Raw genomic sequence first — 22,518 nt, 5'->3', positions numbered from 1 at the left:
TATCCCGTTCAGAGGCGCTCACGGCCTCGTATAATGCGCGACATTATGGGCGCTCTCCCGCCCCCTGCAACCTGTCAGGATTTTTCTTAATGCTCAAGGCACTGCGTTTTTTTGGATGGCCATTGTTGGCTGGCGTGCTGATCGCGATGCTGATTATTCAGCGTTATCCACAACTGGTCGGCCTGCCGACCCTTGATGTCAACCTGCAACAGGCACCGCAAACCAGCGCGGTGGTACAAGGCCCGGTGACTTACGCCGATGCGGTGGTGATCGCCGCCCCCGCCGTAGTCAACCTGTACACCACCAAGGTCATCAACAAACCGGCGCACCCGCTGTTTGAAGACCCACAGTTTCGTCGCTATTTCGGCGACAACTCGCCCAAGCAGCGGCGCATGGAGTCCAGCCTCGGCTCCGGCGTGATCATGAGCCCGGAAGGCTACATCCTCACCAACAACCACGTGACCACCGGCGCCGACCAGATTGTGGTGGCCCTGCGTGATGGCCGGGAAACCCTGGCCCGCGTGGTCGGCAGCGACCCGGAAACCGACCTCGCGGTGCTGAAAATCGATTTGAAAGGCCTGCCCTCGATCACCATCGGGCGCTCCGAAGGGCTGCGCGTAGGTGACGTGGCGCTGGCCATCGGCAACCCGTTCGGCGTCGGCCAGACCGTGACCATGGGCATCATCAGCGCCACCGGGCGTAACCAGTTGGGCCTCAACAGCTATGAAGACTTCATCCAGACCGACGCGGCGATCAACCCGGGCAACTCCGGCGGCGCGCTGGTGGATGCCAACGGCAACCTGACCGGCATCAACACCGCGATCTTCTCCAAGTCCGGCGGCTCCCAGGGCATCGGTTTCGCGATTCCGGTGAAGCTGGCCACTGAAGTGATGAAGTCGATCATCGAGCATGGCCAGGTGATTCGTGGCTGGCTGGGGATTGAAGTCCAGCCGCTGACCAAGGAACTGGCCGAATCGTTTGGCCTGACCGGGCGCCCTGGCATCGTGGTCGCCGGGATCTTCCGCGACGGCCCGGCGCAGAAAGCCGGCCTGCAACTGGGGGATGTGATCCTCAGCATCGACGGCGAGCCGGCCGGAGATGGTCGCAAGTCGATGAACCAGGTGGCGCGGATCAAACCCACCGACAAGGTGGCGATCCAGGTGATGCGCAATGGCAAGGAAATCAAGCTGTCGGCGGAAATCGGCCTGCGTCCGCCGCCTGCACCGGTGAAAGAAGAGGAATAACGGCTTCGGGAGCCCGTTCGCGGGCTCCTGTTACCTAATATTTCAAAAGAAATTCATTCTCATTAGTCATGTTATATTGTTTCAATATCGCTATTGGAACGCTCTATCATGCCGTCTCGAAGATTTGCCCCGCTGGCGGGAATCGCCCTGGGTTTGCTGGTGGACCCGGCCTACGCCGAAGACACCGCCCCCGTTGAACTGGAAGCCACCCGCATCACCAGCGAGGCGTACGAATCAGCCACCGGCCCGGTCAAGGGCTATCGCGCTACCCGCTCCGCCAGCGCCACAAAAACCGACACCGCCTTGCGGGATATCCCACAGTCCATCAGCGTGATTCCCGCTTCGGTACTCAACGACCTGGGCAGCACCAACGTCGAGCGTGCCCTTGAGTTTGCCGGCGGCGTGTCCAAACAGAACAACTTCGGCGGCCTGACGCTCTACGAATACAGCGTTCGCGGCTTCACCACGTCAGAGTTTTACGTGGACGGTTTCAGCGCCAACCGCGGTTACCCGAGCACGCCGGACGCGGCGAATATCGAGCGCATCGAGGTGCTCAAGGGCCCCGCCGCCAGCCTGTATGGCCGTGGTGACCCAGGCGGCACGGTGAATATCGTCAGCAAAAAGCCGCAGCCCGAGGCCTTCACCACACTGCAGACCAGCGCCGGCAGTTGGGACCGCTACCGCACCGCGCTGGACGTGAACACGCCGCTGGACAGCGAGGGCAACGTGTTATCGCGGGTCAACCTGGCGGAGGAAGACAACCACAGCTTCCGCGACCACGTTGAAGCCAGGCGGGTCTTCGTCGCGCCCTCCATCAGTTGGCAACTGGACCCGGACACACACCTGCTGGTGGAAAGTGAATTCGTGCGTCACCGCTCCACTTTCGACCGCGGCATCGTCGCGCCCAACAACCGCTGGAGCGGCGTCTCCCGCTCGACCTTTCTCGGCGAGCCCGACGACGGCGATATCCGCAACCACAACAACCGCCTGCAAGCCAGCCTCGAGCATCACCTCAACGATGCCTGGCAACTGCGCCTGGCCAGCCATTACAAACAAGGCAGCCTGTGGGGCAACGCCTCGGAAAACCGCGCGCTGGATGCCGATGGCCACACCCTCAGCCGCCGCTACCGCGAGCGCTCCACCGGTTGGCATGACAGCATCACCCAGCTCGAACTGCGCGGTCGGTTCGACATCGGCAGTTGGCAGCACGAATTGCTGATCGGCACCGAGTACGAGGACTACCGCAAGAAAGAACGGGTGACCGCCATCGCCGGCGGCGATTACGCCATCGACATCTATGACCCGGTCTATGGCCAGCCCAAACCGAACGGCAAGCGCTCCGGCACTGACTTTTTCGAACAGGTGAAAAGCCAGGCGCTGAACCTGCAAGACCAGATCATCTTCACCGACCGCCTGCGCGGGATGATCGGCGCGCGGTTCGAACACTTCGAGCAACACACCGACGACTTCAGCCGCAACCATGCCAAAAGCCGGCAGACCCACGACACCCTGACCCAACGCGCCGGCTTGCTCTACCAACTGACGCCTGAAGTGGGCCTGTTCGCCAACGCCTCCACCTCGTTCAAACCCAACAATGGCCTGGACGCCGGCGGCAAATCCTTCAAGCCGGAAGAAGGCGTGGGGTATGAAATCGGGATCAAGAGCGAGCTGTTCGACGACCGCCTGAGCACCACCCTCGCCGCCTTCCATATCGAGAAAGAAAATGTCCTGGCCCTGGACCCGGCTACCGACACACAGCGCGCCATGGGCAAGGCCCGCAGCCAGGGTTTTGACCTGCAACTGACCGGCCAGGTGACTGACGCCTTACGGGTGATCGGCGCCTTTGCCTACATCGACGCCGAAGTGACCAAAGGCGACAAAGCCATCCCCACCGGCAGCCGGATTCTCGGCGTAGCCAAACGTAGCGGCAGCTTGCTCGGCGTGTATGAATTCCAGGACGGCCTGTTGCGTGGCTCCGACCTCGGCGCGGCCTTTACCTACGTCGGCGACCGCTCCGGTGAAGCCGGGGGCCGCTTTGAATTACCGGCCTACCACACCGTCGATTTACTGGCCCATTACAAGGCTAGCGACAACGTCACCGTGGGCCTGAACCTCAACAACCTGTTCGATGAAAAGTACTACGAGCGCTCCTACAGCAACTACTGGGTCAATCCCGGCGAGCCGCGCAACTTCACCGTCAGCCTGACCCTCAACCTGTAAAAGGACGTCACCATGCAAGCCTTCAAATCCCTGGCCGTGCTCGGCCTGCTGTTTGCCACCCAAGTCTCGGCCCACGGACTGTGGACCGAACAACGGCGCGGCAACATCGAAGTGATCTACGGCCACGGCGCCGAAGACAACGCGTTCAAGGCGCAGAAAATCAGCGGCGCCTGGGCTTATGACGCCAGCGGCAAAATGATCCCGGTGACCGTGGAACGTCTGCCCGACCATGCGCGCCTGAAGCCGCTCAAATCGCCGGCTGTACTGGCGGTCGCCCTGGATAACGGGATGTGGTCACAGACGCCTGACAAGAAGTGGATCAACGAGGGCCGCAGCAAGGTGCCGGGGGCGATTGAGTCGACCCAGACCTTCAAGTACAGCCTGGCGATCTACCAGCCGGGGGCGAAGTTGCCGAAGCTGGATCAGATCAAGCTACTGATCTTGCCGGAAGTTGATCCGCTGACGGTCGGCCCGGGTAAATCACTGCCGGTACGGGTGCTGCTGGATGGCAAGCCGGCGGCTGGGGTCAAGCTGATCGGAGACTATCGCAACGCACCGAACACCCTGAGCACCGAGACCGATAAAGACGGTCGCGCCCAGGTGCTGGTGAGAAATGAAGGATTGAATGTGATTGCGGCGCAGGTGGAAATCCCGCTCAAAGACAATGCTGATGTCGCGACTCGCGGACTGTTCAGTTCCCTGACTTTCCTGGGCGAGCCGCATCACGAGTAACCCCGCAAATCCAAAGTGGGCACAGTCAATGTGGGAGCGGGCTTGCTCGCGAAAGCGGTGTGTCAGTCGCCATCTTCATTAACTGACCCACCGTCTTCGCGAGCAAGCCCGCTCCCACATTCAGTCCTCACTCGGCTTGATTACAGCGCGACCGGCGCTCTTTCCAGTTCCCTGAGCTTTCAGGGCGAGCCGCATCACGAGTAACCCCGCAAATCCAGAGTGGGCACAGTCAATGTGGGGGCGGGCTTGCTCGCGAAAGCGGTGTTTCAGTCGCTATCTTCATTAACTGACCCACCGTCTTCGCGAGCAAGCCCGCTCCCACATTTAGTCCTCACTCGGCTTGATTACAGTGCAACCGGCGCTCTTTCCAGTTCCCTGACCTTCCTGGGCGAGCCGCATCACGAGTAACCCCGCAAATCCAAAGTGGGCACAGTCAATGTGGGAGCGGGCTTGCTCGCGAAGGCGGTGTGTCAGTCGCCATCTTCATTAACTGACCCACCGCCTTCGCGAGCAAGCCAGCTCCCACACTCAGGCCTCACCCGGCTTGACTACAGCGCGACCGGCGCTCTTTCACACAGGGTATTGAGCGCCGCCGCCCACTGCGGGTCATCGTTCAGGCACGGCACCAACACCAACTCCTCGCCCCCCGCCTCGCGGAATTGCTCCAGGCCGCGATCACCAATTTCCTCCAGTGTCTCGATGCAGTCCGCAACAAACGCCGGGCACATCACCAGCAGCTTCTTCACGCCCTGCTGAGCCAACGCTTCAAGGCGTGCCTCGGTGTACGGTTCGATCCACTTGGCCCGGCCCAGCCGCGACTGGAACGCCACCGACCATTTGCCATCCGGCAAGCCAAGGCGCTCGGCAAAATCCCGCGCAACGCTGAAACACTGCGCGCGATAGCACGTGGCAAGCACCTCGGGAGAGGCGTTCTGGCAGCAGTTGGCGTCCTTGAAGCAGTGTTGCCCCGTAGGGTCGAGCTTTTTCAGGTGGCGCTCGGGCAACCCATGAAAGCTCAGCAGGAGGTGATCGAAATCCTCTTCCACATAGGCTCTGGCGCTGTTGGCCAAGGCGTCCAGGTACTCCGGTTCATCGTAGAACGGCTGCAGAATCGAAAACTCGATCGCCAGCTTTTTGTGCCGCACCACGCGCCGGGCCTCTTCGATTACCGTGGTCACGGTGCTGTCGGCAAACTGCGGGTACAACGGCGCCAGGGTCACTTTCTGGATGCCTTGGGACGCCAGCCGGGTCAGTACGCTTTCAATCGACGGCTCGCCATAGCGCATGGCCAACTCCACCGGCCCCTGGGTCCACTGTGCAGTCATCTGTTGTTGCAAGCGACGGCTAAGAACTACCAGCGGCGAGCCTTCGTCCCACCAGATCGAGGCGTAGGCATGGGCCGATTGCTCCGGGCGCTTGATCAGGATCAGCGACACCAGCAAACGCCGAACGGGCCATGGCAGGTCAATGACGTAAGGGTCCATCAGGAACTGATTGAGGTAGCTGCGCACATCCGCCACCGAAGTGGACGCCGGTGAACCCAGGTTGACCAGTAACAACGCGTGATCCGTCATGCAACATCCTATCTCTAGAGGCGGCTGGACAAGTCGTCCAGGGCCGCATGCAACTCAGTGAACTGGAAAGTGAAACCGGCCGCCAACAGCGGCTGCGGCAAAGCCCGCTGGCCACCCAGCAACAAACCGGACAACTCGCCCAGGCCGATACGCAAGGCAAACGCCGGCATGGGCATGAACGCCGGGCGGTGCAGCACCTTGCCCAGGGTCTTGGCGAACTCCAGGTTGCGTACCGGGTGTGGCGCGCAGGCATTATAAGGACCGCTGGCATCGGTCTTGTGCAGAAGAAAATCAATCAGGGCGATTTGATCCTTTATATGGACCCATGGCATCCACTGCCGACCATTGCCGATAGGCCCGCCCAGCGCCAGTTTGAACGGCAGCAACAGCCGCGACAAAAAGCCGCCCTCCGCCGCCAGCACCAGCCCGGTACGCACCAGTACCACGCGGATGCCCAATGCCTCGGCACGCTGGGCGGTTTCTTCCCAGGCAATGGATAACTGGCTGCCGAAATCGTCCTGCACCGGGCCGCTGTCTTCGGTCAGCTCGCGCTCACCGCCGTCGCCGTACCAGCCCACCGCGGAACCGGAGATCAACACCGCCGGTTTGTGCTCAAGGTCCTCAAGCCAGGCCAGCAGGGTTTCGGTGAGGCCGATACGGCTGCTCCACAACAGCGCCTTGCGTTTATGCGTCCAGGGCCGGTCGGCAATCGGCGCGCCGGCCAGGTTGACCACCGCGTCCACCGCCTCGTTTATGTCTTGCAGGCGGGCGACGCCACGCACCTGGGCGCCGCACAATTTAGCCACTTGTTCGGGATGGCGGCTCCAGACCGTGAGGCGATGGCCCTGGGCAAGCCAGTATTGGCAAAGTTGACGGCCGATCAAACCGGTACCGCCGGTCAGCAAAATGTGCATGAGTTGTTCCTCGTGTAACGTTCGCCGACCACCGTTAGTCTATTTTATAAACAGGGATGTTTTAATCGGGCGCAACGCTGGTTAAACCTTCAGGTTTAACCATAGGTCACGCCAAACGATCAGGTACGCCAAAACTTATACCAAAAAACAATATTGTACAGCTATTGGTGTCGGCGTAGTCTGTACCCAACGGTAAAACGAGGCCTCCCATGACTGTTCCCATCGCGATCATTGGCACCGGCATCGCCGGTCTCTCCGCCGCCCGAGCGTTGAAAGACGCGGGGCACGTTGTACAACTCTTCGATAAAAGCCGCGGCAGTGGCGGTCGCATGTCCAGCAAGCGCAGCGATGCGGGCTCGCTGGACATGGGCGCACAGTACTTCACCGCCCGCGACCGGCGCTTCGTCAACGAGGTGCAACGCTGGCAGGCCAATGGTTGCGCCGAGCAATGGAAGCCACAGCTGTACAACTTCAAGTCCGGCCAACTGACGCCCTCCCCCGATGAACAGATCCGCTGGGTCGGCACGCCGCGCATGAGTGCGATCACCCGCGCCCTGCTCGATGACTTGCCGGTGCAGTTCGGTTGCCGCATCACCGAGGTGTTCCAGGGTAAACATCACTGGAACCTGCTGGACGCCGACGGCGAAAGCCACGGCCCGTTCAGCCACGTGATCATCGCCACCCCGGCGCCCCAGGCCACCGCTCTGCTGGCCGCTGCGCCCAAGCTGGCGAGTGTCGCCGCCGGGGTCAAGATGGACCCGACCTGGGCCATTGCCCTGGCCTTCGACAAGCCGCTGGATACGCCCATGGAAGGCTGCTTCGTCCAGGACAGCCCGCTGGACTGGCTGGCGCGCAACCGCAGCAAACCGGGGCGCGACACCACCCTCGACACCTGGGTTTTGCACGCCACCAGCACCTGGAGCAAGCAACACCTGGACCTGTCCAAGGAAGCCGTGATCGAACACCTGCACGGCGCCTTCGCCGAGCTGCTGCACAGCGCCATGCCGGCGCCATCCTTCACCCTCGCCCACCGCTGGCTGTACGCGCGGCCGTCCACCAGCCATGAATTTGGCGTGCTGGCCGACGCCGACCTGGGCCTGTATGTATGTGGCGACTGGTGCCTGTCAGGCCGCGTGGAAGGTGCGTGGCTCAGCGGCCAGGAGGCGGCGCGGCGGTTGATCGAGCACCTGCGATGAACCGCATCAATCCCGCCAAGCTGCTGCTGTCGAAGTGGACAGCAGCTCGCCCGCAGCACAAGGAAAAACATTTTCTGGTGACCAAACTGCTGCGTGATGACGAAGGCGATGTGCAGGAAATCGAGCTGGAAGCCGTGATGAGCCATCGCGTGCAGCGCCTGGCCTGGCAAACCCTGCAGAACGCCGAAGACTGGAAAATCGGCTGGAAATAGCCATTCCGCAAATACCTGTACAAATTATTTGACTTGTACAGCTTCAAACCTATGATGAGATTAAGTTGTACAGAAATTTAACTCTGTACAGGAATTTCATCGAGGTTTGGCCATGTCCAGCACCCTGCCCGCCACCGGCAAACCGAAAATCGCCATCAGCGCCTGCCTGTTGGGCGAGAACGTGCGCTTCAACGGCGGGCATAAACAATCCCAGCTGTGTAGCCAGACCCTGGCCGATTATTTCGACTTCGTGCCGCTGTGCCCTGAAGTCGCCATTGGCCTGGGCATCCCCCGCGAACCGATTCGCCTGGTGGGCGACCCGCTCAATCCACAGGCCGTTGGCACCGTAAACCGCGAACTTAACGTGACCCAGCCGCTGGACGATTACGGCCAGCAAATGGCTGCTGAACACACCGACCTCTGCGGTTACATCTTCATGCAGAAATCCCCGTCCTGCGGCCTGGAGCGGGTCAAGGTCTATCAGGACAACGGCATGCCCATCGACGGCGGCGGGCGCGGCATCTACGCCCAGGCGTTTTGTGCGCGCCACCCCAACCTGCCGGTGGAAGAAGACGGTCGGCTGAATGACCCGGTGCTGCGGGAAAACTTCCTGACCCGGGTGTTCGTCTACGCCACCTGGCAGCAACTGCTCGCCGAAGGCCTGACCCGTCACCGCCTGCTGGAATTTCACTCGCGCTACAAATACCTGCTGATGGCCCACAGCCCGGTGCATTACAAAAGCCTCGGCAACCTGCTGGGCAGCATGCCCAGGGACGTCGACCTGGGCGCCTTGGCCGCCGGCTACTTCAGCGAACTGATGAGCGCCCTGACCCAGTGCGCCACACGCGGCACCCACACCAACGTGCTGCAACACATCAGCGGCTACCTCAAGCAAGCCATCAGCGCCGAAGACAAACAGGAAATGCAGACCATCATCAGCCAATACCGCCAGGGCATCGTGCCGCTGGTGGTACCGCTGACGCTGCTCAAGCACCACTTTCGCCAGCATCCGGACCGCTATATCGCGCAGCAGGCCTACCTGCAACCGCACCCGGAAAACCTCAGCCTGCGTAATGCGATTTAACCTATGACTTTTCCCCTGCAAGAACCTGGCGAAGACATCGCCGAGGCCATCGAACAAGGCTGGCTGCCGATCCGCGAAGTGGCGCGCCAGACCGGCGTCAACGCCGTGACCTTGCGCGCCTGGGAGCGGCGCTACGGCCTGATCGTGCCCCAGCGCACGCCCAAGGGGCACCGCCTGTTCAGTGCCGAGCACGTGCAACGCATCCATACCATCCTGACCTGGCTCAACCGCGGTGTGCCGGTCAGCCAGGTCAAGAGCCTGATCGACACCGCGCAAGCCACCAGCGAACCGCCGGTGGAAAACGAATGGCACAACCGCCGCCAGCACCTGGTGCAGGCCATCAGCGAACTGGCCGAGCGCCGGGTGGATGATGCCTTCAACCAGGCCATGGCGCTGTACCCGCCGCGCACCTTGTGCGAGCAACTGTTATTGCCGTTGCTCAAGGAGCTCGAACTGCGCTGGCAAGGCCAGTTCGGCGCGCAGATGGAACGGGTATTTTTCTATTCCTGGCTGCGCAGCAAATTCGGTGCGCGGATGTATCACAACAACCGCCAGCTCAACGGCGCCCCCCTGCTGCTGATCAATCATTCCGACCTGCCGCTGGAGCCGCACCTGTGGCTCACCGCCTGGCTCGCCAGCAGCGCCGATTGCCCGGTGGAAGTTTTCGACTGGCCATTGCCGGTGGGCGAACTGGCCCTGGCCGTCGAGCATCTGCAACCCCGCGCGGTACTGCTGTATTCGAGCAAGGCACTCCATACCTCGGTGCTGGGCAAACTGTTGAGCGGCTTCAGTTGCCCAAAACTGATAACCGGACCAACGGTATGCATCCACCAGGCGGAGCTGTCCGTATTAACCCAAGAGATTCCTGAATTGCTCCTGGCCGAAGACCCGTTGTCGGCCCATCAGGTACTGATCCAGCGTGGACTTATTTAAATGCACTTGATCTGGCTGCGCACCGACCTGCGCCTACATGACAACACCGCCCTCGCCGCCGCCGCACAGCGTGGCCCGACAGCGGCCGTCTACCTGATCAGCCCCGGGCAATGGCTGGCCCACGATGACGCGCCGTGCAAGGTCGATTTCTGGCTGCGCAACCTGCAGCGCTTGAGCTCGGCGCTGGGCGAGTTGAACATTCCGTTATTGATCCGCCATGCCGACACTTGGGATCAAGCACCTGAAGTCCTGGCAGGCCTGTGCCAGGAACTGGCGGTGGAGTCGGTACACGTCAATGACGAATACGGCATCCACGAAGAGCGCCGCGACGCCGCCGTGGCCAAGGCCCTCGAAGCTCAAGGCATCACGTTCCACACCTATCTGGACCAGTTGTTTTTCCAGCCCGGCAGCGTGCTGACCAAGACCGGCACCTACTTCCAGGTGTTCAGCCAGTTCCGCAAGGTCTGCTACAGCCGCCTGCATGGCGCCTTGCCGCGTTTGGTCGCCACTCCCAAGGCGCAGGCACCGCTCAAACTCAAAAGCGACGAGGTTCCGGATCACGTCGAGGGCTTCGCTACCCCGAGCGAAGCCTTGCGCGCCCTGTGGCCTGCCGGCGAAGCCGAAGCCCGGCGCCGTCTCGACCAGTTCGCCGACGCACAAATCAGCTACTACAAGGACGAACGCGACTTCCCGGCCAAGCCCGGTACCAGCCAGCTTTCGGCCTACCTTGCAGCGGGCGTGGTTTCACCGCGCCAGTGCCTGCATGCCGCGCTGCAAAGCAACCAGGGTGAATTCGAAAGCGGCGACATCGGCGCGATTACCTGGATCAACGAGCTGCTGTGGCGCGAGTTCTACAAACATATTCTGGTGGGCTACCCACGGGTCTCGCGCCACCGCGCATTCCGCCCGGAGACCGAAGCTGTGGCCTGGCGCAACAGCCCGGAAGACTTGAAAGCGTGGCAGGAAGCACGCACCGGCCTGCCGATCATCGACGCCGCCATGCGCCAGCTGCTGGAAACCGGCTGGATGCACAATCGCCTGCGCATGGTGGTGGCGATGTTCCTGACCAAAAACCTGCTGATCGACTGGCGCGAAGGCGAGCGCTTTTTCATGCGTCACCTGATCGACGGCGACCTGGCAGCCAACAACGGTGGCTGGCAGTGGAGCTCGTCCACCGGCACCGACTCGGCCCCGTACTTCCGGATTTTCAGCCCCTTGAGCCAATCGGAAAAATTCGACGGCGAAGGTGTGTTTATCAAGCACTGGCTGCCACAGTTGTCGGCGATGAACAAAAAGGAAGTGCACAACCCCGACGCCGTGGGCGGCCTGTTTGGTGTGGCCGACTATCCTCGTCCTATCGTCGATTTGAAAAAATCCCGCGAGCGCGCCCTCGCCGCTTTCCGCAGCCTGCCTTCACGCCAGGCGGTCGGAGGTGCTTATGAGTGATTTCCTGCGCCGCTTCGCCCAGGTGTTCGCCAGTGTGGACAAGCACAACCTGCACCTGCTCGACGGCCTGTACAGCCAGGACATCAGTTTCACCGACCCACTGCACGAGGTGCACGGGCTACCGGCGTTGCACCGCTACTTCGCCGAGCTGTACGACAACGTTACCCAATTGCGCTTTGACTTCCATGGCTTTGATCAAGTGGCGGAAGGCGAAGGCTACCTGCGCTGGACAATGAGCTTCTGCCACCCGCGCCTGGCCAAGGGCGAAGTGATTCGTGTGGAAGGCTGCTCGCACCTGCTGTGGCGCGACAAGGTGTATCGCCACCGGGATTATTTTGACGCTGGACAGTTGCTGTATGAACACGTGCCGTTCCTTGGCGGTGTGGTCAGCTGGCTGAAAAGGAGAATGGGATGAGCCTTAACCTTCCACGTCGTTACTGGTTGACCGGTGCCAGCAGCGGCATCGGTGCCGAACTGGCCAAGACGCTGCTCGAAAGCGGTGCCCATGTGGCCCTCAGTTCCCGCTCCAAGGCGCCCCTGGAACAGCTTGCCCAGCAATATCCCGGGCAAGTGCTGGTGGTGGCCGGCGACCTGACCAACAGCCAGACCGTACGCGAGATCGGTGAACACATCGCGGTGGCCTGGGGTTCGCTGGATACGGTGATCCTGAATGCCGGCACCTGCGAATACGTGGATGCCAGGCAGTTCGACGCCTCGATCATCGAGCACGTGGTGCGCACCAACCTGCTGGCCAGCAGTTACTGCATCGAGGCCGCGCTGCCGCTGTTGCGTGCCGGTCATACACCGCACCTGGTCGGTGTGGCCAGTGCGGTGACCTACCTGCCGATGCCCAGGGCGGAAGCCTATGGTGCGTCGAAGGCAGGCCTGCGTTACCTGTTCGAGTCCCTGCGTATCGACCTGTCACCTGAAGGGATCGACGTCACCGTGGTCAGCCCGGGGTTTGTCGACACGCCGCTGACCGCCCGCAATGATTTCCCGATGCCCCTGAGCTGGCCGGCGGACAAGGCCGCGCGACATATCTTCGCCAAGCTGCAAAACCGCCCATTGGAAATTGCCTTCCCTGCCCTGTTTATTGCCGCCTTGTGGCCACTGTCGAAACTGCCGAACCGCGTCCAGTTGATCATTGGCAAACGCATGCTGCGCAGCCCGCCGCCGAGAAAGGACGACCTGTGAAGATCGCCATTATCGGCAGCGGCATTGCCGGGCTGACCAGCGCCTACCTGCTCAGTCGCCGCCACGACATCACCCTGTTCGAAGCGGGCGACCGCATCGGCGGGCACACTCACACGGTGAATGTCACGGTGGAAGGCAAAAGCCATGCGGTGGACACCGGCTTTATCGTGTTCAACGACTGGACCTATCCCAACTTCATCAAGCTGCTGGGGCAAATTGGCGTGACGTACAAACCCACCGAGATGAGCTTTTCGGTGTGCGACCCGAACGCCGGGTTCGAGTACAACGGCAACAACCTCAACAGCCTGTTTGCCCAGCGCCGGAATATTCTGTCGCCGGGGTTCTGGGGCATGTTGCGCGATATCCTGCGCTTCAACCGCCAGGCGCCCCTGGACCTGCAAGAGCAACGCATCAGCGCCGAGATGACCCTGGGCGAGTACCTGCAAGCGGGCGGCTACGGCCAGCGATTTATCCAGCACTACATCGTGCCGATGGGCGCGGCGATCTGGTCGATGTCCCTGGCTGACATGCTCGGGTTTCCCCTGCAATTCTTCGTGCGGTTCTTCAAGAACCATGGCTTGTTGTCGGTGAGCAACCGGCCGCAGTGGTGCGTGATCGAAGGCGGTTCCAGCCGCTATATCGAACCGCTGACCCAGTCCTTCCGCGAAAATATCCGCCTCAATTGCCCGGTCACCCGGGTTGAGCGTTCAGCCATCGGCGCAGTTATCCACAGCGCCGCCGGCAGCGAGGCATTCGACAAGGTGGTGTTCGCCTGCCACAGCGACCAGGCTCTGGCCTTGCTGGGGGATGCGAGCCTGGCCGAGCAACAGATCCTTGGCGCCCTGCCCTACGCCGACAATGACGTCGTCCTGCACACCGATACCCGTCTGCTGCCCGACCGCAAACTGGCCTGGGCCAGCTGGAATTACCGCCTGGATGGCCGCGCGCAAAAACAGGCGGCGGTGACCTACGACATGAACATCCTGCAGGGCATCGACAGCACCACCACCTTTTGCGTGAGCCTCAACCAAACGGCGCTGATCAACCCGCTCAAAGTCCTCGCCCGCTACACCTACGCCCACCCGCAATACAGCCTGGCCGCCGTGGCCGCCCAAGCGCGCTGGGAAGAACTGCACGGCACGCAGCACACCTATTATTGCGGCGCCTACTGGGCCAACGGTTTCCACGAAGACGGCGTGGTCAGCGCATTGCGCGTGGCCAAGGCGTTCGGGGAAATCCTGTGAACAGCGCCCTGTACAGCGGCTGGATCGCCCATCGGCGGTTTACGCCAAAGGGCCATGCCTTCCGCTACCGGATCGGCCTGCTGTACCTGGACCTCAGCGAACAGGACGAAGTGTTCGGCTTGTCGCCATTGGCGGGCGAGCGCTGGGCGCCGTTCGCGTTTCGCCAGCAGGATTACCTGCGTGAATTGACCCGTCACGGCATGAGCTTGACCGATGCCGTACGCCAAGAAGTCGGCAAGGCCCTGGGGCGCATCCCCTCGGGCGTTATCTGCCTGCTGACCCAGGCCCGCAGTTGGGGCCTGGCCTTTAACCCGGTGAGTTTCTTCTACTGCTTCGAGGCCGACGGAACGCTGGCCGCGATCCTTTGTGAAGTGACCAACACCCCGTGGCGCGAGCGCTATCACTACGTGCTGCCAGCCCAGGCGCTGCCTGCCGGTGAGCATCAGCACTTCGCCGTGGCCAAGGCGTTTCATGTGTCGCCGTTCTTGCCCCGGGACCTGGAATACCGCATGAGCTTCAGCCCGCCCGCCGCCAGGCTCGGCGTGCATATGGCCGACTGGCAGGGCGAACTGAAAGTCTTCGACGCCACCTTGAGCCTGCAACGCGAAGCCCTGAACCGCGCCAGCCTGCACCGCTACCTGTGGCGCTTCCCGTGGATGACCGCCAAGACCTGCCTGGCCATTTATTGGCAGGCCTTGCGCCTCTTGCTTAAACGCACGCCGATTTTTTCCCATCACGCCGCCGAAGGCGCTTCTCGCACCGCAGTCGGTTACACCAAGGATCGCCGCCATGAAATCCCCTAGCTTATCGGTCAAATCCAACCGCTTGAACGTCAACGGCATGACCGCCGCGCTGCTGCGCAAAGCCGTGCTTCGCCAGCTCGGCCAACTGCGCCACGGCCAGTTGGTGGTGATCGAGGACGGCGAACGGCAAGTCTTCGGCGCACGGGAAGCGCACCTGCTGGGGGAGATCCAGATCCTCGATTCAGCCGTGTGGGGGCTGGTGGCGGCCAACGGCTCCATCGGCGCCGGCGAGGCATTTATCCATGGTTACTGGAGCAGCCCGGACCTGACCGCCGTGGTACGAGTGATGGTCAGTAACCTCGACGTGCTGGATGCGCTGGAAGGTGGCCTGGCCAAACTGGCGCGGCCCTTCACCCAGGGCCTGCACTGGCTCAACCGCAATACGCGCAAGGGCTCGCAGAAAAACATCGCCGCCCACTACGACCTGGGCAACGACCTGTTCGAGGAATTCCTCGACCCGACCATGATGTATTCGGCCGCGCAGTTCCTCACCGCCGATGACACACTGGAACAGGCACAACTGAACAAGCTGGAACGCATCTGCCAGAAGCTCGCGCTGAAACCGTCCGACCACCTGCTGGAAATCGGCACCGGCTGGGGCAGCATGGCGATTTATGCCGCGCAGCAGTACGGCTGTAAGGTCACCACCACGACCCTGTCCAAAGAGCAGTTTGCCTACACTGAAAAACGCATCGAGGCCCTGGGTTTGCAGAATCAGGTGACGTTGCTGCTGGAGGACTACCGCGACCTGACCGGGCAGTACGACAAGCTGGTGTCGATCGAGATGATCGAAGCCGTGGGCCACCGCTTCCTGCCGACCTATTTCAAACAGTGCGCGCAGTTGCTCAAGAGCAACGGCCTGATGTTGCTGCAAGCCATCACCATTCGCGAGCAGCGCTACGAACAAGCCAAGAGCAGCGTGGATTTTATCCAGCGCTATATCTTCCCCGGCGGCGCCCTGCCCTGTGTACAGAAGATGCTGGAGGTCGTCAGCCGCGACACTGACATGAACCTGCTGCACATGGAAGACTTCGGCCTGCACTACGCGCGAACCCTGCGCCTGTGGCATGAGAACTTTCGCCGCGCCCACAGCCGCCTGACGGAAATGGGCTACGACGAATACTTCCTGCGGCTGTGGGAGTTTTACCTGTGCTACTGCGAAGGCGGCTTTATGGAGCGCACCATCGGCACCGCGCAGATGCTGCTGGCCAAGCCGGCGGCGCTGACCCAGCCACTGCTCGGGCGCTTTGATGCTTAAACCACTGGCAAATGCCGTGCTGTTCCAGTGCGGCTGGTTTGCCTGTGTGCTGGGCGGCGACAGTCTGTGGCTGTTGGTGGGGTTGGCGGTGCTGGTAATCCACCTGCTGTGGATAAGTTCGTGGTCAGCGGAAGGCCAGGTGATTCTTGCCGTCACCATGTTGGGCACCGTGATCGACACCGTGCTACGAGCATTCGGCGTGTTTCATTTCAGCCTGCCCGGACCGTTGGCACCATGGTGGCTGATCCTGTTGTGGGCATTGCTAGCGACCACGCTACGCCATTGCCTGGCCTGGAGCGCGCAGCCCTGGTGGCGTGCGAGCTTGTTGGGGGCGGTGGGCGGGCCGTTGTCCTATTACGCGGGCAGCCAACTGGCCGGGGTGAGTTTCGGCTATGGCACCGTGCCGACCGTCATCGGCCTGGCGTTACTCTGGGGGATGATTTTTCCGTTGTTGCATTGGGTCGCCAGGCAGTTGGCACATTGACGTCCGTCAGGCCTTTCACACACCTATGAGCCGCTTGCCTTACACTGCGCGCCTATGACCAACATCCCCCATACCCAAATCGCCGAACCTGCCGTCACCTGCTCCACCTGCGCCGCGTGCTGCTGCCAGCTGGAAGTCATGCTGATCACCGACACCGGCGTGCCCGATCGCTTTATCGATACCGACGATTGGGGCGGCGAAGTCATGCTGCGCCTGGATGACGGCTGGTGCGCGGCGCTGGACCGCGACACGATGATGTGCACGATTTACGAGAAGCGGCCGCTGATCTGCCGGGAATTCGAGATGGGCGCGCCGGAGTGCATCGATGAGCGCCAGGGGATTGCGACGGTGTATCGCTGATTTCGGAACCAATGAGTAGCCAATGTGGGAGCGGGCTTGCTCGCGAAAGCGGTGTGTCAGTCAACTGATTCGTGGCTGATATACCGCTTTCGCGAGCAAGCCCGCTCCCACAATGGTTTTGCAGTGTGCTTAAAAAACTACAACGGCAGCGTGTAGTGCAGCGAATAACTCTCTACACCATCGTTATTGCTGCTGATCCCGGCATTGGAGTAATGGGTGGCCCGAATCCCCACTTCACTGCCACCGACAAAGCGCAAGCCAAAGCCCAGCCGGTCTTCAAACTGGAAAGCCTGGCCGATATTGTTGTCTTCTACCCGCGTGCGGGAGAACATGGCCACACCCACGCCGGCCTCGATGTACGGCTTCACCCTCTCCCCGGCAAACTCATACACAAACACGGGTGAGAACGACAGGCTGCTGACGCTGGCCCGCTTGTCACCGTCCCAGTAGGTGTAGGCGCCGCTCCAGTACCCGGTCACGCGCCCCGTATCGGTCTGCCACCAGCTTTTATCCCAGTCCGAGGTCAGCCCCAACCGATAGGTCATGGTCGAATCGCTCGTACTTCCCACCCCAAGTTCCAGGCCTGCCGCCTGTGCGGAAAAAGAGTGCCCCAACATTGCGGCCGCAATCGCAGCCAAACAGAACAAGCGCTTCATAGAGAAACATCCCTTCCGAACGAAGTTGTATGATTTTGTACCGGCTAACTTGCTATAGAAGCTGCCGTATAGCCAGAAGTTCAGCGGATAAAGGCGTTATTTCACGTTTTTTTCACACGCCAAAACTACGCACAACTCCGGGAGATTTCCATAGGGTCGGTAGGATATTTCTTAGATGCTGCGGATCGCCGCTGGTCCAGAACTGTACAGGCGGCGGATTGCCAGTGGCCAGCAGTTCGCGATCACTCAAAAGACGTTGCAATTGACGCGCTACTGCCGCCCCGGTGTCGATCAAAATGATCGTCGGCGGGAGCATCTCGGCGAGCAGGGGCTTGAGGAACGGGTAGTGGGTGCAGCCAAGGATGATGGTGTCGCAACCGGCCGCAATCAGCGGCTCCACGTAGCCTTGCAACAGCAGGCGCAGGGCCGGGCTGTCCAGGTCGCCGGTTTCTATCAGCTCCACCAGGCCCGGGCAGGGTTGGGTGATCACCCGCACATCGGTGGCGAAGCGGTCAAGCAAGGCGGCGAACTTGGCGCTTTGCAGGGTGCCGGTGGTCGCCAGAACGCCGACGACGCCACTGCGGGTCGCGGCAGCCGCGGGTTTGACTGCCGGTTCCATGCCCACCAATGGCCAGTCGGGATAGTCCTGGCGCAAATCGGCAACCGCCGCAACGGTCGCCGTGTTGCAGGCAATCACAAACGCTTTGGCGCCCTTCTCACGGAAGAACGCCGCCACCTGTCGCGAACGATCGAGGATGAACGCCGGGGTTTTCTCGCCGTAGGGGATATTCCCGCCATCCGCCACGTACAGCAGCGACTCATGGGGCAGCAGGCGCTGGATTTCGTCCAGTACCGACAGGCCGCCGACACCGGAGTCGAACACACCAATCGGCGCATCCTTAACCATGTTGGCTACCGCAGACGCTGCAGCCGGGATCGCGCTTGACCCGCAACTCGCGAAAACGCGTGGTCAGGGCGTCGATCAACAACAGCCGCCCCACCAGCGGCTCGCCGAAACCGGCCAGCAATTTCAAGGCTTCCAGGGCTTGCAGGCTGCCGACCAAACCCACCAGCGGGCCGATGACACCAGCTTCGCTGCAGGTCAGTTCGGCGTCGCTGCCGTGCCCGTATAAACAGTGGTAGCAGGGGCTTTCGGCGCGACGAGGGTCGAACACCGACAGCTGGCCTTCGAGGCGAATCGCCGCACCGCTCACCAAAGGCTTGCCGGCAGCGACACACGCAGCGTTGACTGCTTCGCGGGTGGAGAAGTTGTCGCTGCAGTCCAGTACCACATCGACCGCCGCCACGGCGGCCGCGAGGGAATCCTCATCCAGCGCGCTGCGATGGGCAACCAGCTGTATTTGAGGATTGATCGCGCTCAGGCGGCGAATCGCCGAGTCGACCTTGCTCAGGCCGACGCTGTCGGTGTCGTGAATGATCTGGCGTTGCAGGTTGGTCAGGTCGACAGTGTCGAAATCCGCCAAATGCAGCTCACCCACACCCGCCGCCGCCAGGTACAGCGCCACCGGCGAACCGAGGCCACCCAGGCCGACGATCAGCGCGCGGCTGTTTTTCAGGCGCAACTGGCCTTCGATGTCGACATGCTGCAACAGAATCTGCCGGCTATAGCGCAACAGCTCCTGGTCGTTCATCACGGGCGGCGTCCCAACGTGATGCGTTCGTGGCCGCCCAGGTCGATGCGGCTGTGGACTTCTTCAAAGCCTTCCCCCAGCAGCAGGTCGCGCACGGCGGGCGCCTGGTCGTAACCGTGTTCCAGCAGCAACCAACCCGCGGCGTCGAGGTGCGCAGGCGCCTGGGCGATGATCAGCCGCAGGTCGTCCAGGCCGTCATGCCCGGATACCAGCGCGCTGGCCGGTTCAAAGCGCACGTCACCGGCCACCAGGTGCGGGTCGGTGTCGGCTATATAAGGCGGGTTGCTGATGATCAGGTTGTAAGTGTGGCCTTCGAGGGCACTGAACCAATGGCTGTTCAGCACCGTGGCGTTGTTCAGGTGCAGGCGCTGGCGGTTGCGTTCGGCCAGGGCCACAGCTTCCAGCACGCGGTCGACCGCCGTGACTTGCCAGGCCGGGCGTTCGCTGGCCAGGGCCAGGGCAATCGCACCGCTGCCGGTGCCCAGGTCCAGGACCTTGGCCGGTGTGGCAGGCAGCAATTCCAGGGCGGCTTCCACCAGCATCTCGGTTTCCGGACGCGGGATCAGCGTGTGCGGTGCCACTTCCAGGTCGAGCTTCCAGAAGCCTTGCTGGCCGAGGATGTAGGCCACGGGCTCGCCGGCACGACGGCGTTGCAGGTAGTCGGTAAAGGTCAGCGCGTGTTCACTGCTGACGATTTTTTCCGGCCAGGTGTGCAGGTAGCTGCGGGACTTGCCCAAGGCAGCGGCCAGCAACAATTCCACGTCCAGGCGCGCAGTCGGCGAGTCCGGCAGGTCGGCGGCGCGTAACAAACTGGCAATAATGGTCATTTATTCACCTATCGCCGCAAGCTGGTCGGCCTGGTATTCAGCCAACAATGGCTCGATTACCGCATCGACGCCACCGGCGAGGATTTCGTCCAGGGAGTACAGCGTCAGGTTGACGCGGTGGTCGGTGACCCGGCCCTGGGCAAAGTTGTAGGTACGAATGCGCTCGGAACGGTCGCCCGAGCCCACCAGCAACTTACGCTCGCTGGCAATCGCATTGGCGGCGGCGCTGGTCTGCTGGTCATTCAGCTTGGCCGACAGCCAGGACATGGCCCGCGCACGGTTCTTGTGCTGGGAACGTTCTTCCTGGCACTCCACCACGATGCCCGAAGGCAAGTGAGTGATACGGATCGCCGAGTCAGTCTTGTTGACGTGCTGGCCACCGGCGCCCGATGAGCGGTAGGTGTCGACCCGCAGGTCTGCGGGGTTGATCTCGATGGCTTCCTGCTCGTCGGGCTCGGGCAACACGGCCACGGTGCACGCCGAGGTGTGGATACGGCCCTGGGATTCCGTGGCCGGCACCCGCTGCACGCGGTGCACGCCGGATTCGAACTTCAGTTTGCCGTAGACATTCTCGCCCTCAACCCGGGCGATGACTTCTTTATAGCCGCCGTGTTCGCCTTCGTTCTCGGACAAAATCTCCACACGCCAGCCGCGACGCTCGGCATAGCGCGAATACATGCGGAACAGGTCGCCGGAGAAAATCGCCGCTTCGTCACCGCCGGTGCCGGCGCGGATTTCAAGGAATACGTTGCGCCCGTCGTTCGGGTCCTTGGGCAACAGCATGCGTTGCAGGTCGCCTTCCAGTTCGATCAGCTTGTCCTTGGCTTCTCGCACTTCTTCAACGGCCATTTCGCGCATGTCCGGGTCGCTGTCCTTGAGCAGCGCCTGGGCGCCTTCGAGGTCAGCCTGAACCTTGAGCAACTGTTTATAGGTGCCCACGATCGGTTCAACTTCCGCGTATTCCTTGGAATAGGTGCGGAACTTGGTCTGATCGGAGATGACCTCGCCATCGCCGAGCAAGGCGGTCAGTTCTTCGAAACGGTCCTGAAGGACGTCCAGTTTATTGAGCAGTGACGCTTTCATTGCGGTTTTTTATCCGAAGAGCTTTCTGTCGCGCCCTCACCGAGGGCAAAGAGTTCCTGAGCCATGGCCAGCGCATCGAGGCGGCCTTCGGCGGTAAGCTTTTTCAACTGGACACTGGGAGCGTGCAGCAATTTGTTGGTCAGGCCGCGCGCCAGTTGCATCAGCACGTCTTCGGCGCTGCTGCCGTTGGCGAGCATACGCTGGGCCTTGATCAATTCCTCGTCCCGCAGGCGTTCGCCTTGCTGACGGTAGGCCTTGAGCACGTCCACTGCCGCCAGTTCACGCAGGCGCACCATGAAATCGTCGGCACCGGTGCTGACCATTTCCTCGGCAGCCTGGGCAGCGCCCTGGCGACTCTTGAGGTTTTCGGCGACCACTTCGTGCAGGTCGTCGACGCTGTAGAGGTAAACGTCGTCCAACTCGCCGACTTCAGGCTCGATATCCCGGGGAACGGCGATATCCACCATGAAGATCGGCTTGTGCTTGCGCAGTTTCAGGGCGCTTTCCACCGCGCCCTTGCCGAGGATCGGCAACTGGCTGGCAGTAGAGCTGATGACGATGTCGCTGCGCACCAGCTCGGCCGGGATGTCGGAGAGCAACACCGCGTGGGCACCGAACTGCTCGGCCAGGATGCTGGCGCGTTCCAGGGTACGGTTGGCGACGACGATGCGCTTTACGCCCAGCTCGTGCAGGTGGCGGGCGACCAGGGTGATGGTCTCGCCGGCGCCGATCAGCAGGGCCTGGCTGCGCTGCAAGTCACTGAAAATCTGTTTGGCCAGGCTGACGGCGGCAAACGCCACGGACACCGGGTTTTCACCGATGGCGGTGTCGGTGCGCACCTGCTTGGCGGAGTTGAAGGTGGCCTGGAACAGGCGCCCCAGCAGCGGGCCGATGGTGCCGGCCTCGCGGGCCACGGCGTAGGCGGACTTCATCTGGCCGAGAATCTGCGGCTCGCCCAACACCAGCGAATCCAGCCCGGAGGCGACGCGCATCATGTGACGAACTGCCGCATCCTCTTCGTGCACATATGAGCTTTGGCGCAGCTCATCGAGGCTCAAATGGTGGTAATCGGCCAGCCAGCGCAGCACCACATCCGCTGAAAGATGTTCCTGCTCTATATAGAGCTCGCTGCGATTACAGGTCGAAAGGATCGCAGCTTCGCGACTGTCGGTGAGCCGGCAGAGCTGCTGCAAGGCCTCAACCAACTGCTCGGGAGTAAAAGCCACGCGCTCGCGGACGTCTACAGAAGCAGTCTTGTGGTTAATACCGAGTGCAAGGAAGGCCATTCAATATCGCTGATGATGTCGGGAAGCCGACAATTGTCCTACTTCGAATGATTCAGAACAACCACCGTAGGCTATTGTCCTAGTAGCTTACGCCTATAAAGGCCATCTGTAGGAGC

23 protein-coding genes are annotated in these 22,518 nt (G+C 61.7%); 15 read left to right on the top strand and 8 right to left on the bottom strand.

Features of this window, described 5'->3' with window-relative positions:
- Positions 1-89 precede the first annotated feature (89 nt).
- From algW to HX801_RS21550, 3 genes are all read left to right on the top strand, one after another.
- Positions 90-1,244 carry a Do family serine endopeptidase AlgW gene (gene algW, locus HX801_RS21560; protein ID WP_003208442.1) on the top strand — a complete coding sequence of 385 codons (1,155 nt, stop codon included), beginning with the start codon at positions 90-92 and terminating at the stop codon, positions 1,242-1,244.
- Positions 1,245-1,352: 108 nt separating this feature from the next.
- Positions 1,353-3,464 carry a TonB-dependent siderophore receptor gene (locus HX801_RS21555; RefSeq protein WP_177022703.1) on the top strand — a complete coding sequence of 704 codons (2,112 nt, stop codon included), beginning with the start codon at positions 1,353-1,355 and terminating at the stop codon, positions 3,462-3,464.
- Positions 3,465-3,476: 12 nt separating this feature from the next.
- The gene (locus HX801_RS21550; protein ID WP_177022702.1) at positions 3,477-4,196 is read left to right on the top strand and encodes a DUF4198 domain-containing protein; all 720 of its coding nucleotides are present in this window, start codon (positions 3,477-3,479) and stop codon (positions 4,194-4,196) included.
- A 548-nt stretch (positions 4,197-4,744) separates the two neighbouring features.
- Here HX801_RS21550 and hemH read toward each other — a convergent pair.
- Both hemH and HX801_RS21540 read right to left on the bottom strand, forming a co-directional pair.
- On the bottom strand, positions 4,745-5,770 hold the full coding sequence (hemH, locus tag HX801_RS21545) for a ferrochelatase (RefSeq protein ID WP_134325751.1): 1,026 nt from the start codon (positions 5,768-5,770) through the stop codon (positions 4,745-4,747).
- A gap of 14 nt (positions 5,771-5,784) precedes the next feature.
- Entirely contained in the window at positions 5,785-6,684 is a 900-nt protein-coding gene (locus HX801_RS21540; protein WP_177022701.1) for a TIGR01777 family oxidoreductase, read from the bottom strand.
- A 209-nt stretch (positions 6,685-6,893) separates the two neighbouring features.
- Here HX801_RS21540 and HX801_RS21535 point away from each other — a divergent pair, with 209 nt between their 5' ends.
- The 12 genes from HX801_RS21535 to HX801_RS21480 all read left to right on the top strand — a co-directional run bounded on the left by HX801_RS21535 (position 6,894) and on the right by HX801_RS21480 (position 16,898).
- Positions 6,894-7,880 carry an NAD(P)/FAD-dependent oxidoreductase gene (locus HX801_RS21535; RefSeq protein WP_003208434.1) on the top strand — a complete coding sequence of 329 codons (987 nt, stop codon included), beginning with the start codon at positions 6,894-6,896 and terminating at the stop codon, positions 7,878-7,880.
- Positions 7,877-8,092, top strand: a complete 216-nt coding sequence (locus tag HX801_RS21530; protein WP_003208432.1) for a TIGR02450 family Trp-rich protein — start codon at positions 7,877-7,879, stop codon at positions 8,090-8,092. Before HX801_RS21535 ends, HX801_RS21530 begins: the two co-directional genes overlap by 4 nt.
- A 112-nt stretch (positions 8,093-8,204) precedes the next feature.
- A complete protein-coding gene (locus HX801_RS21525; protein WP_008432288.1) occupies positions 8,205-9,176 on the top strand; it encodes a DUF523 and DUF1722 domain-containing protein in 972 nt (323 codons plus the stop codon).
- A 3-nt stretch (positions 9,177-9,179) separates the two neighbouring features.
- Positions 9,180-10,109 (top strand): MerR family transcriptional regulator, encoded by a 930-nt coding sequence (locus HX801_RS21520; protein WP_008432286.1) that lies wholly within the window; start codon positions 9,180-9,182, stop codon positions 10,107-10,109.
- Complete coding sequence (phrB, locus tag HX801_RS21515) at positions 10,110-11,555, top strand: deoxyribodipyrimidine photo-lyase (protein ID WP_177022700.1); 1,446 nt, start codon at positions 10,110-10,112, stop codon at positions 11,553-11,555. It abuts the gene before it with no gap.
- The gene (locus HX801_RS21510; RefSeq protein ID WP_177022699.1) at positions 11,548-11,970 is read left to right on the top strand and encodes a nuclear transport factor 2 family protein; all 423 of its coding nucleotides are present in this window, start codon (positions 11,548-11,550) and stop codon (positions 11,968-11,970) included. Before phrB ends, HX801_RS21510 begins: the two co-directional genes overlap by 8 nt.
- Positions 11,967-12,749: an SDR family oxidoreductase gene (locus HX801_RS21505; RefSeq protein ID WP_008432280.1), complete on the top strand. Its 783-nt coding sequence runs from the start codon at positions 11,967-11,969 to the stop codon at positions 12,747-12,749. Before HX801_RS21510 ends, HX801_RS21505 begins: the two co-directional genes overlap by 4 nt.
- Entirely contained in the window at positions 12,746-13,993 is a 1,248-nt protein-coding gene (locus HX801_RS21500) for an FAD-dependent oxidoreductase (protein WP_177022698.1), read from the top strand. Before HX801_RS21505 ends, HX801_RS21500 begins: the two co-directional genes overlap by 4 nt.
- Positions 13,990-14,796: a DUF1365 domain-containing protein gene (locus tag HX801_RS21495; protein ID WP_087693766.1), complete on the top strand. Its 807-nt coding sequence runs from the start codon at positions 13,990-13,992 to the stop codon at positions 14,794-14,796. The genes HX801_RS21500 and HX801_RS21495 overlap by 4 nt, the downstream gene beginning before the upstream one ends.
- Positions 14,783-16,054, top strand: a complete 1,272-nt coding sequence (locus tag HX801_RS21490) for a cyclopropane-fatty-acyl-phospholipid synthase family protein (RefSeq protein ID WP_087693767.1) — start codon at positions 14,783-14,785, stop codon at positions 16,052-16,054. The genes HX801_RS21495 and HX801_RS21490 overlap by 14 nt, the downstream gene beginning before the upstream one ends.
- Complete coding sequence (locus HX801_RS21485; protein ID WP_102368128.1) at positions 16,047-16,538, top strand: DUF2878 domain-containing protein; 492 nt, start codon at positions 16,047-16,049, stop codon at positions 16,536-16,538. Before HX801_RS21490 ends, HX801_RS21485 begins: the two co-directional genes overlap by 8 nt.
- A 54-nt stretch (positions 16,539-16,592) precedes the next feature.
- Positions 16,593-16,898, top strand: coding sequence for a YkgJ family cysteine cluster protein (locus HX801_RS21480; RefSeq protein ID WP_003208416.1), 306 nt, complete (start codon positions 16,593-16,595; stop codon positions 16,896-16,898).
- Positions 16,899-17,035: 137 nt separating this feature from the next.
- On the opposite strand, the gene HX801_RS21475 is transcribed toward HX801_RS21480, so the two are convergent.
- The 6 genes from HX801_RS21475 to hemA all read right to left on the bottom strand — a co-directional run bounded on the left by HX801_RS21475 (position 17,036) and on the right by hemA (position 22,402).
- Complete coding sequence (locus HX801_RS21475) at positions 17,036-17,554, bottom strand: acyloxyacyl hydrolase (RefSeq protein ID WP_177022697.1); 519 nt, start codon at positions 17,552-17,554, stop codon at positions 17,036-17,038.
- A gap of 112 nt (positions 17,555-17,666) precedes the next feature.
- Positions 17,667-18,461, bottom strand: coding sequence for a glutamate racemase (gene murI / locus HX801_RS21470; protein ID WP_003208413.1), 795 nt, complete (start codon positions 18,459-18,461; stop codon positions 17,667-17,669).
- Positions 18,454-19,209, bottom strand: a complete 756-nt coding sequence (locus HX801_RS21465) for a molybdopterin-synthase adenylyltransferase MoeB (RefSeq protein WP_177022696.1) — start codon at positions 19,207-19,209, stop codon at positions 18,454-18,456. The genes murI and HX801_RS21465 overlap by 8 nt, the downstream gene beginning before the upstream one ends.
- On the bottom strand, positions 19,206-20,033 hold the full coding sequence (gene prmC / locus HX801_RS21460) for a peptide chain release factor N(5)-glutamine methyltransferase (RefSeq protein ID WP_177022695.1): 828 nt from the start codon (positions 20,031-20,033) through the stop codon (positions 19,206-19,208). The genes HX801_RS21465 and prmC overlap by 4 nt, the downstream gene beginning before the upstream one ends.
- Positions 20,034-21,116: a peptide chain release factor 1 gene (gene prfA, locus HX801_RS21455; protein ID WP_003208405.1), complete on the bottom strand. Its 1,083-nt coding sequence runs from the start codon at positions 21,114-21,116 to the stop codon at positions 20,034-20,036. It abuts the gene before it with no gap.
- On the bottom strand, positions 21,113-22,402 hold the full coding sequence (hemA, locus tag HX801_RS21450; protein WP_008432265.1) for a glutamyl-tRNA reductase: 1,290 nt from the start codon (positions 22,400-22,402) through the stop codon (positions 21,113-21,115). Before hemA ends, prfA begins: the two co-directional genes overlap by 4 nt.
- Positions 22,403-22,518: the final 116 nt, after the last annotated feature.

Origin of the sequence: Pseudomonas sp. G1002 (genome assembly GCF_013385455.1) — a bacterium.
In the GTDB taxonomy this organism is placed as follows: Bacteria; Pseudomonadota; Gammaproteobacteria; order Pseudomonadales; family Pseudomonadaceae; genus Aquipseudomonas.
The sequence above is the reverse complement of the archived record's forward strand: the minus strand, read 5'-3'. Positions and strand labels throughout refer to the sequence as shown.